General features: G+C 65.2%; 11 protein-coding genes. 2 read left to right on the top strand and 9 right to left on the bottom strand.

Annotation, left to right across the window (positions count from 1 at the left end; genetic code table 11):
* Both B4C31_RS05855 and aroC read right to left on the bottom strand, forming a co-directional pair.
* Window positions 1-875 (bottom strand): shikimate kinase (locus B4C31_RS05855; RefSeq protein WP_291531710.1); only part of this gene is annotated, 875 nt, incomplete at its 3' end.
* 100 nt (window positions 876-975) lie between these two features.
* Entirely contained in the window at window positions 976-2,169 is a 1,194-nt protein-coding gene (aroC, locus tag B4C31_RS05850; RefSeq protein ID WP_291531709.1) for a chorismate synthase, read from the bottom strand.
* Between the two features lie 54 nt (window positions 2,170-2,223).
* On the opposite strand from aroC, the gene B4C31_RS05845 reads away from it, so the two are divergent.
* Window positions 2,224-2,688: a prepilin peptidase gene (locus B4C31_RS05845; protein WP_291531708.1), complete on the top strand. Its 465-nt coding sequence runs from the start codon at window positions 2,224-2,226 to the stop codon at window positions 2,686-2,688.
* Between the two features lie 72 nt (window positions 2,689-2,760).
* Here B4C31_RS05845 and mltG read toward each other — a convergent pair whose 3' ends face one another.
* From mltG to B4C31_RS05815, 6 genes are all read right to left on the bottom strand, one after another.
* Window positions 2,761-3,933 carry an endolytic transglycosylase MltG gene (gene mltG / locus B4C31_RS05840; RefSeq protein WP_291531707.1) on the bottom strand — a complete coding sequence of 391 codons (1,173 nt, stop codon included), beginning with the start codon at window positions 3,931-3,933 and terminating at the stop codon, window positions 2,761-2,763.
* Between the two features lie 13 nt (window positions 3,934-3,946).
* Window positions 3,947-4,405: a Holliday junction resolvase RuvX gene (ruvX, locus tag B4C31_RS05835; protein WP_291531706.1), complete on the bottom strand. Its 459-nt coding sequence runs from the start codon at window positions 4,403-4,405 to the stop codon at window positions 3,947-3,949.
* A 10-nt stretch (window positions 4,406-4,415) separates the two neighbouring features.
* Window positions 4,416-7,094, bottom strand: coding sequence for an alanine--tRNA ligase (alaS, locus tag B4C31_RS05830; protein WP_291531705.1), 2,679 nt, complete (start codon window positions 7,092-7,094; stop codon window positions 4,416-4,418).
* A 116-nt stretch (window positions 7,095-7,210) separates the two neighbouring features.
* The gene (locus B4C31_RS05825; RefSeq protein WP_282943254.1) at window positions 7,211-7,447 is read right to left on the bottom strand and encodes a hypothetical protein; all 237 of its coding nucleotides are present in this window, start codon (window positions 7,445-7,447) and stop codon (window positions 7,211-7,213) included.
* On the bottom strand, window positions 7,447-7,830 hold the full coding sequence (locus tag B4C31_RS05820) for a DUF948 domain-containing protein (protein ID WP_291531714.1): 384 nt from the start codon (window positions 7,828-7,830) through the stop codon (window positions 7,447-7,449). Before B4C31_RS05820 ends, B4C31_RS05825 begins: the two co-directional genes overlap by 1 nt.
* Window positions 7,831-7,919: 89 nt before the next feature.
* Window positions 7,920-8,594, bottom strand: coding sequence for a histidine phosphatase family protein (locus B4C31_RS05815; RefSeq protein ID WP_291531704.1), 675 nt, complete (start codon window positions 8,592-8,594; stop codon window positions 7,920-7,922).
* 211 nt (window positions 8,595-8,805) lie between these two features.
* On the opposite strand from B4C31_RS05815, the gene B4C31_RS05810 reads away from it, so the two are divergent.
* Complete coding sequence (locus B4C31_RS05810) at window positions 8,806-9,171, top strand: phage holin family protein (protein WP_291531703.1); 366 nt, start codon at window positions 8,806-8,808, stop codon at window positions 9,169-9,171.
* Window positions 9,172-9,258: 87 nt separating this feature from the next.
* Here B4C31_RS05810 and rpsD read toward each other — a convergent pair whose 3' ends face one another.
* The gene (gene rpsD, locus B4C31_RS05805) at window positions 9,259-9,885 is read right to left on the bottom strand and encodes a 30S ribosomal protein S4 (RefSeq protein WP_033507486.1); all 627 of its coding nucleotides are present in this window, start codon (window positions 9,883-9,885) and stop codon (window positions 9,259-9,261) included.
* Between the last annotated feature and the right edge of the window lie 308 nt (window positions 9,886-10,193).

Below are 10,193 nucleotides of genomic sequence, written 5' to 3'. Positions count from 1 at the left end.
CGCATCCACGTGGCGGCGATGAACCCGGCCAGATCGGTGGCCGCTCCCCCGCCGACGCCCACGATCGCGTCGGAGCGGGTGAAGCCCTCCTCGCCGAGACGCTGCCAGACGCCGTTGGCCACGTCCACGGTCTTGCCGGCCTCGGCATCGGGTACCACGATATCCACGACCTCGTACCCGCCCTGGCGCAGCAGCGCACGCGCATGATCGGAATGCCGCTGCACGGGTTGCGTATGGATCAGCGCCACACGAGTCACCCGATCCCCCAGCAGCTCGGGCAGGTGGCTCATCGCCCGCTCCCCGATGCGCACATCGTACGGGTCGATATCGGAACCGGTCACGTGCACGGCTCGTTCGTCGATCATATCCTTCATCCTCCTTGCCGCCTGCGCCGGCGACAGACCGTAGGTATACACCATCACATTCGCCACATCCCGGAACACCGGATCGCGCACCTGGTACAGTGACTGCCACCGTTCGTCGGCGTCGCCGTTGAGCATCGGCCGGCCGCCGCCGCGCCGGGCGCGTTCCATCGCCTCGCGGGGGTCGGCCATCAGATAGATCACCTTGCCGCCCTCGGCTATGTACTCGGCCAGGCATTCGCGCACCGCGGGCGTCATCGGGGCGCCCCCGCCCAGCGAGAAGATGCCGTCGAACCCGTTGACGGTTCGCCGGATCAGATCGCTCTCGACCTCGCGGAACGCCGGTTCCCCATATCGCTCGAAATATTCGGGGATGGACATGCCCACCTGACGTTCGATCTCCACGTCCGCGTCGAGGAACGGCAGCCCCATCAGCTGCGCGGTCTCCCGTCCGACGCGGGTCTTGCCCGCGCCCATCATGCCGATGACCACGGCCTGCGGATGGTTCATCATCGTCAGTTCCCTCCTCCTATCCGTCCGAGATAACGGATGATTTCACACCCGTCGTCGTCATGGTGCGATCCGCGCATCGCCGGGCACCAGACGACAGGCATCAGCGCATATGCTCCGGCCACGAGGCTAGGTACGCCTCGGCGTTGCGTCGGGTTTCGGCGATGTTGTCGCCGCCGAACTTCTCCAGCACATACCGCGCGATGGTCAGCCGCACCATGGCTTCGGTCACCACCGCGGCCGCCGGCACGGCGGTGGAGTCGGAACGCTGGTTGATGGCCTGCGCCGCCTCGCCGGTCAGCACGTCCACGGTGCGCAGCGCCTTGGGGATCGAGGGGATCGGCTTCATCGCCGCACGCACACGGATCGGCTGCCCGTTGGACATGCCGCCCTCGATGCCGCCCGCGCGGTTCGTCATACGCGTGATACGCCCGTCATCGCCGATCATGATCTCGTCATGTGCCTGCGACCCGGGGCGCAGGGCCTCCAGGAAGCCGTCGCCGATCTCCACGCCCTTGATGGCCTGGATGCCCATCAGCGCGGAGGCCAGAGCGGCGTCGAGCCTGCGGTCGGACTCCACGTACGTGCCGATGCCTGCCGGCACGCCGTAGGCGATGACCTCGACTACACCGCCTAAGGTATCGGCGTTGGCCTTGGCCTCATCGATGCGTGCGATCATCCGCGCCTCGGCGGCCTTGTCAAGGGTCCGTACCGGCGAGGCGTCCAGGGCCGTCACATCATCCGGCGTGGGCAGCGGGGCGGATGCGGGATCCTCCACACCCGCGCCCCCGATGGAGATCACATGCGCCACAGTGCGGATGCCCAGCGACTGTTCCAGGAACAACGCCGCCACGGCGCCAAGCGCCACGCGCGAGGCCGTCTCGCGGGCGCTGGAGCGTTCCAGCACCGGACGGGCGTCGTCGAAGCCGTACTTGCGCATGCCGGTCAGGTCGGCATGACCGGGGCGCGGACGACTCAGCGGCGCGTTGCGTCCCTCGCGCGGCAGGTCATGGTCGAGCGGGTCCGCGCTCATGACCTGGGTCCACTTGGGCCATTCGGTGTTGCCAATCTCGATGGCGACGGGCGAGCCAAGCGTCTCGCCGTGCCGCACGCCGGTGAGCAGCCGCACCTGATCCTGTTCGAACTTCATACGCGCGCCGCGCCCGTACCCGAGGCGGCGACGCGCCAGGGCGCCGACGATATCCTGCGAGGTCACCCGCACGCCGGCCGGCATTCCCTCGATCATGGCGACCAGCGCCTCGCCGTGCGACTCCCCTGCCGTCTGCCAACGCAACATGCCTGTACTCCTTGGTAAGTGGTGTTCCTTGCAACTTCGGTCTATCCTACCGGCATGGGCTACCTTGTTGCGCTGCCGAGTCTTCTATGTGGACTGGCGATCAGTGTTGAGGACATCCGATGCCGCCGTGTGCCGCGGCTGTGGGTGGCCGTGGGCTGCCTGCTGCAGCTGGTGGCCCTGATTGTGGCCGCGCTGCTGGGCAACGACCTGTTCCTGGTGCTGCAGGCGGCGCTGTTCGCCGTGCTGTGCGCCGCGGTACAGTGCGGATTGGCGCTGGTCAGGCCCGGTGCGCTGGGATTCGGCGATGTGACCGTGACGCTGCTGATGGGTCTGACCGTGGGGACGGCCGGCTTGTGGGGCGTGGTGGTCTGGTGGCTGGCGATGGGCGTGCTGGGGCTGGTCTGGATGCTGCTGTGGCGACGGTTCGATTGGCAGGGGGACACCCCCTATGCGGGCAAGGTGCCGTTCGCGCCGGTGATTGTGGTGGCCGCGACCGCGGCGCTGGGAGTATGCGGATAAGGGAATACGTGTGAGGCGGCGCCTCCCGCAGGATGACGCCGCCTCACACGGTATCGGGACCGGTGTGACCGGTCAGTTCGCGTCGGGGTTGTTGTTCTTGTACTCGTCCCGGATCTGCCAGAATTCGTCCTCGGTGACGGCGAACTTGGTCTCGCCGGTTTGCAGATTCGTGGTGACGAAGTACAGCCAATCACCCGGTTCGGGATTCATCGCGGCCTGGATGGCGTTGTCTCCCGGATTGCTGATCGGGGTCGGCGGCAGACCTTGATGAATGCGCGTGTTGTACGGGTTGGAGTCGTCCGCCAGCATGGCGTCGGTCAGTTCCGCCGCGGTGATGCCCAGACCGTAGGCCACAGTGGTATCCATGCCCAGCGGCATGCCGATATCGATGCGGTTGAGAATCACGCGGGTGACCTTGCCGTAGTACTCCTGCGAGTTGACCTCGGCCTCGGCGATGGAGGCCATGATCATGATCTTCTCGCGTTCCTCGCCGGTCGGCACGCCCATCTCGTCGAGTTTGGCGATGCGGGCGTTGACCATCTGCGTCAGGATATCCGAGGCGGTCTGTCCCTCCGAGGGGTTGTACGAGCCGGGTTCCAGCCAGCCCTCGAAGCTGCCGTTGGCCTCGGCGGGCAGGATGCCGTCACCACCGCCGTCGATAATCGATTGGAAGTCGCTTTCGGACAGGCCGGTGACCTGCGCCGCGTTGGCGATGACGTCGCTGACGCGTTCGCCGGGTCTGACCTCGATGAACCCGCCGGCCTGCCCTTGATCGGACAACACCGCCAGCACATCCGAGGCCTTCATCTGGTACTGCAGGCTGAAGGTGCCCGGGTACAGCGTGGAATTACCGGCGATGCTGGTCAGCGCCTCGGGGGATTTGATGATGTCCTGCTTGGTCAGGTTCTGCGCCACGGTATGCCAGTCGCTGCCGCTTTCCACGGTGAATTGCACGCTGCCGTTGCCCGGCCCCGGGTAATCCTCGATGACGACCTGGGCGGCCTCACGATTGGCCTGCCACTGCCGCAGCGCACGGTATCCGAAGAACCCCGCCACGCCGACCAGCGCCAGGACGACGACCACCACAACGGCGGCCACGATCCGGTGCCGCTTGCGTTCCGAACGCTTGCGGCGCATCTCACGCCGAGAACGCGGCGGGTGTGGGGGCAACGCGGAGAACCCGTCACCGCCCGAATCGGACCACTGCGTGTTCTCCTCGAAGAAATCACTGAAACTATCGGACACGGGGTCGCTCCTCTTACCTGTTCTCTCTGCTATCCAACGCGGTCTGCAGTATCACCACCGCCGCCTGCTGATCGACCACAGGACGATGCTGCCTGCCACCGATCCGGGCATCGTGCAGCAGCCGATGCGCGCTGACGGTGGTCAGTCGTTCATCCACCAATGTTACAGCCGGAATAGACGCCAACGCGAATTGACCGTCATCCAGGAGAGCGGACATTCTCTTTTTGAGGTTATCGGCCCACCTCCGCGCCTTCTTGGCGCTCCTGCCCTCGGTGCCGTCCATCTGCAGGGGCAGGCCCACCACCACATGGTCCACGTTTTCGTCCTCGATGACGCCGATCACCGCATCCAGGGCGAAGAACGAGTCGCCGTTGACTGGAACGTTCCCCGCCGGGTGCGCCAACGTCAGTTCCGGGTCGGACAGTGCCAGTCCGACCCGGGCGTTGCCTAGATCAACACCAAGCCACACCATGGGATGTGGTTCAGCCCTTCATCGCCTCGTGCGTCAGCGACTGCAGCGCGGCATCGATCTTGGAGGCGTCGGAGCCGCCGCCCTGGGCGAAGTCCGGCTTGCCGCCGCCACCGCCGCCGAGGATCTTGGAGGCGCCGCGCACCAGATCGCCGGCCTTGATGCCGCTCTTGCGCGCGGCCTCGTTGGTGGCCACGGCGACCATCGGCTTGTCGTCGGCGCTCACGCCGGCCAGTGCCACCACCACGGGGGCGTCCTCGCCGAGCTGTCCGCGGATGTCCAGCACGGTCTTGCGCAGCGCGTCGAACGAGCCGAAATGCCCGACGTTCCGGGCGGCCACCTTGACCGGCGCGGCCGAAGCCTTGGCCTCCGCCACCAGTCCGGGCACCGTGGAGGCCAGCTGGCTCTCATACATGGCGGCCAGACGGCGGTCGGATTCCTTGAGCTTGGCCAGCAGCGTGTTCACGCGTTCGGCCAGTTCGTCCGGACGGGCGTTGAGCTTGTCGGACAGCTGGGAGACCAGGGCATGCTCGCGGGCGTTGTACTCGTAGGCGCTCTGGCCGACCAACGCGTCCACACGGCGCACGCCGGAGCCGATCGACGCCTCGGACAGGATGCTGACCTGGCCGATCTTGCCAACGTGGTCCACGTGGGTGCCGCCGCACAGCTCGCGGCTCCAGCCGTCCTCGCCGATCGAGACGACACGCACAATGTCGCCGTACTTCTCGCCGAACAGGTGCATGGCACCGAGGGCGATGGCGTCGTCGAACTTCATCTCCTGCGTGGTGACGGCCAGATTGTCGCGCAGCTTGTCGTTGACGCGGGCCTCGACCGCGCTCATGATCGTCTTGGCTGGCGCCTTGGACCACTGGAAGTCGAAGCGCAGACGGTTCGGAGCATCCTCGGAACCGCGCTGGGTGGCCTGCGGGCCGAGCTCCTCGCGCAGCGCCTTATGCACCATGTGGGTGGCGGTGTGCGAGCGGGCGATGGCGCCGCGGCGGTCCAGATCGATCGTGGCGTTGACCTCGGTACCCACGACCAGTGTGCCTTCGGTCAGGCGGCACTGGTGCACGATCAGGTCCTTGATCGGCTTCTGCACGTCGTCGACCTCGAGCACCGCGCCATCATCGGACAGGATCTCACCCTGATCGGCGAGCTGTCCGCCTGCCTCCGCATAGAACGGCGTACGGTCGAGGATCACCTCGATGGTGGCCGGGGCGGTGACCGCCGGCACGGACCCTTTGCCCTCCTGCATGATGCCGAGGACCTTCGAACGGCTGGAATAGTCGGTGTAGCCGAGGAAGGCGATCGGCGCGGCCAGCGTCTTCTTGAAATCGTCATACACGGACAGATCCACATTATGGCGCTTCTTCAACGCATCGGCGCGGGCGCGAGACTTCTGTTCGGCCATCAGCTCGCGGAACTTCGCCTCGTCCACCTTCACACCTTGTTCGGCAGCCATCTCCAGCGTCAGTTCGATCGGGAAGCCGTACGTGTCATGCAGGGTGAACGCATCGGTGCCGGAGACAGTGTCCTTGCCGGCCTGCTTGGCTTTGACCACGGCCATGTCGAAGATCTCGGTGCCGGATTCCAGCGTGCGGCGGAACGCGTCCTCCTCGCCGTACGCGGCTTCGGACACGTCATGGAAGGTCTGCTCCAGCTCGGGGTAGCTCGGCACCATCGCGTCCTTGGACACCGGGAACAGCGTCGGCAGCACCGGATCGGTCACGCCGAGCGTGCGCATCGCCTTGACGATGCGGCGCAGCAGGCGGCGCAGCACGTAGCCTCGGCCGTTGTTGGCCGGGCGCACGCCGTCGCTCATGATCATCAGCGCGGAGCGCACGTGGTCGGCGACCACGCGGAACTTGACGTCCATGGCCGCTTCGTCGCCATACATGCGGCCGGACATGCGCTGCGCGGCCTCGATAACCGGGAACACCTCGTCGGTCTCATAGATGTTGTTCTTGCCCTGCAGCAGGTAGGCCATGCGTTCCAGGCCGGCGCCGGTGTCGATGTTCTTGTTCTCCAGCTCGCCGACGATGTGCAGGTCGGTCTTGGACTTGACGTTGTCGACCTCGTAGTTCTCGAACACCAGGTCCCAGATCTCGATGTACCGGTTCTCGTCGGCGATCGGGCCGCCCTCGATACCGAATTCGGGACCGCGGTCCACGTAGATCTCGGAGCACGGGCCGCCGGGGCCGGGGCCGCCGGTGGTCCAGAAGTTGTCCTCCATGCCCATGATCTGGATGTGCTCGGGGTCCACGCCCTCGTTGCGCCACATGGCGCGGGCCTCCTCGTCATCGGTGAACGTGGTCATCCACAGCTTCTCGGGGTCGAAGCCGTAGCCGCCCTGGTCCTGGGGCTTGGTCAGCAGCTCGTAGGCGTAGTGGATGGCCTCTTCCTTGAAGTAGTCGCCGAACGAGAAGTTGCCGAGCATCTGGAAGAACGTGCCATGGCGGGTGGTCTTGCCCACCTCGTCGATATCCAGCGTGCGCACGCACTTCTGGTTCGAGGCCATACGCGGATGGGGGGCCGTCTGCTCGCCCATCAGGTACGGGATGAACGGCACCATGCCGGCGATGGTGAACAGGGTGGTCGGGTTCGGCGAGATCAGAGACGCCGAAGGCACGACGAGATGGTCGTGCTGTTCGAAGTAATCCAGAAAGCGCTTCGCGATTTCAGAGGTGCGCATGGGTGGTTGTCTCTCCTTGATATCAGAGCATGGGCGTATCAGGCCCTAAAAACGGTATCGATGATGATTGGTGGCGGCGGGGGCGGGAGCGCCGTGCCGGCCGATCGTCGGATGGATCAGCGCAGCCGGCCGATATATCGTTCGTTGAGCTCAGCCTCGCGGGCTCGACGGGTGGCGTTGAACTCGTTGACCAGCCCTTCGAGCGTTTTGACCGCCACGTGATCCTGATCGGGGCCGAGCAGGAACTGCCGCGCGGAATCCGGCGTGTTCGCCTTGACGTACGCCTGCGCCTTGCTGACCGCGACGATGCCGATGGCCACGCCGACGGCTATCCAGAACAATCGCTTGACCATCACTCCCCCTTGTCCGACTGCTGCATGACGCGCTTGGACATGAACGACTGCGCGGTGGATTTCAGCGCATATACCGTGGAAGCGACCTTGATGACGGGCTTGCCGAGGAACGAGCCATACAGATCGGTCAACGCCCCCACGTTGTTGGCCGTGGTGGAGGCCGCGGCGGAGATCTTGTTGACGTCCTCCAACGACTTATTGACCTGCTTGACCGTCGTCACGCTCTCGTCAAGGGCCGGGATGGCGTGGTCACCGGTTTGCTTGACGGTTTCGGCCAGCTGATCGAACAGCTTGCCGAGGCGGATCAGCGGATAGATCAGGAATCCGGCCAGAATGGCGAACGCTATCGCCGCAATCAGACCGGCGATCTCTCCAACACCCATCATGAACCTCACATTTCCCGGTGCACGGCCTCATGCCGCGCACACAATACCGACATAAGCGTAGCCAACGCCCCAGACGCCGGCAAGTGTCACTGGTTGTACGAAACCACGGTGAGCGCTTGGGCAAACGGAGCCTGCGTGTCGAAATCCAATACTGTCACGCTGCCGTTGGCGGGGCGTTCGCCCAGATCGTAGCCCTCTGGAGCGAATCGGTGCATCAGGCTGAGCAGTGTGTTGCCGTGGCCGATGACCAGCACATCGTCCCCGTCATGCAGGTCGGGATTCGCCGCGATCAGCGCGTAGGCCCCCTCCACACGCGTCCAGTATTCCGCGTCGGATTCGGCATCGTGGAAGGGATCGGCCTCCTTGAGGAAATCCCGCGTGGCGCCCGGTCCGTACTGCCGCACGATGGCGTTGTAGCTCGGGGCGCCGTGCGGCGCGCCGGCCGCATGCCAGGCCATACCCATATCCAGGCCCTCGAAGTATCCGTAGTACTGTTCGCGGAAGTGCATATCCGTCGTCAGTTCCGGACGATGGTGGCCGGCCTGTTCGTTGATGTCGAGAATGGTCGTCGCGGTCTCGATGGCGCGCGTGGTGTCGGAGCAGTACGCGGCGGCGAAGTCCAGATCGCGCAGCTTGTTGCCGGCCTTGACCGCGTCGGCCCTGCCGGACTCGGTCAGGGTGGCGTTCGACCAGCCCTGCAGCCTGTTGTACCGATTGAAGAACGTCTGTCCGTGCCGGACCATATGCAGATGCACTCTCATGCCCTCCATTATCCGTGCCGGTCGGACGCGTGGCGCAGCGAATCGGGGGGGGCTCGCCACGGTGATGACATGCCGAGGGGGGGTGGCGAACCCCGGCGGTCAGGTTTACCGCACAGCCCCCGGCATTCGGCCATTCCCGGCAAGCCTCCCCCGGTATTCTGCCACCACCGCGGCGTGTCGTTGGCCCGCCTGGCATGGTTTACTGGCTGGTATGGGACGTTTTATCTCTCGTTGGCTGGTGATGACCATCGCAGCAGGCGTCATGGTGGCCCTGCTGCCCGGCATGCGCGCGCTCGGTGAGCCGCCGGTGCTTGGCATCGCCGCGTTCGCATTGTTCATGGCGTTGATCAACGCCTCCATCAAACCGGTCGTCCAGACGCTGGCGCTGCCGTTCTCGATTCTCTCGCTCGGCATCGTGGCTCTGGTGATCAACTGGTTGTTCATGGAGCTCGCCTCCTGGCTGGCGGTCTCGATCTTCGGGGTCGGCGTCGGCATCGACGGGTTCTGGTGGTCCGTGCTCGGCTCGCTCATCATGTCCATCGTCTCGGCCATCGTCGGCAGTGTGATCGGTGACTGACCGCCATCGTCCGGACGACGAAAAGACCCCGCAGGGCGAACCTTGCGGGGTCTTTTCGGTATGTCCTTGTTGGTAAGAAAATCCAGATCAGCGCGAATAGAATTCGACGACGTACTGGATGTTGACCTGCACCGGGATTTCCTCGGCTTCCGGCTTGCGGGTCAGGGTCGCCTTGAGCGACGGGAGGTTCACGTCGAGATAACCCGGAACCGCCGGCAGCACGTCACGATGCACGCCTTCGGCGGCAATCTGGAACGGCACCATGGTCTGGCTCTTGGCCTTCACCTGAATGGTCTGGCCGGGCTTGACGCGGTAGGACGGGCGATCGACGACGTTGCCGTCGACGAGGATGTGACGGTGCACCACGAACTGACGGGCCTGGGCGGTCGTGCGGGCAAAGCCGGCGCGCAGCACCAGGGCGTCAAGGCGGGTCTCCAGATCGGAGAGCATCGCGTTGCCGGTCTGGCCGGCGGTACGGGTGCCCTTCTCATAAGCGGCGCGAAGCTGCTTCTCCGAGATGCCGTACTGGGCGCGCAGACGCTGCTTCTCGCGCAGACGCACCGCGTAATCGGACTCGGTGCGACGGCGGGTGCGGCCATGCTCACCCGGGGCATACGGACGCTTTTCGAAGATGCGCTGAGCCTTGGGGGTCAGTGCAATGCCGAGGGCGCGGGAAAGACGCACCTGACGGCGGGAACGCTGAACGTTCGTCATTGAGATATTCCTTCTGTCGTTGTTTGAACGGAACACGGGACGGCCGAAGCCTCCCCGTGCTGAGCCGGCCTCTCCAACGCTTCATCGTGCCGAGGCACGAACGGCTGCCGGAACCGAGGTCCCCGCGGCCGCCGACCCGTTGATGGGCTAAGGCTCCAGACGGCGTCCACCTGACGGCAGACACCAAAGTTCAACTATACGCGCAGGGGGTGGACGACGGTTTGCCGCGCCCTCGTTCAGAGTTTCTCGATCGCTGAACCGTGAAGCGGGCAGTCCAGTGGACTGCCCGTAGGTGAAGTGAGCGCCCC

The organism is Bifidobacterium sp. UBA4282 (assembly GCF_002394995.1).
GTDB classification, from domain to species: Bacteria; Actinomycetota; Actinomycetes; order Actinomycetales; family Bifidobacteriaceae; genus Bifidobacterium; species Bifidobacterium pullorum_B.
This window is presented reverse-complemented; position numbering and strand designations above follow the sequence as displayed.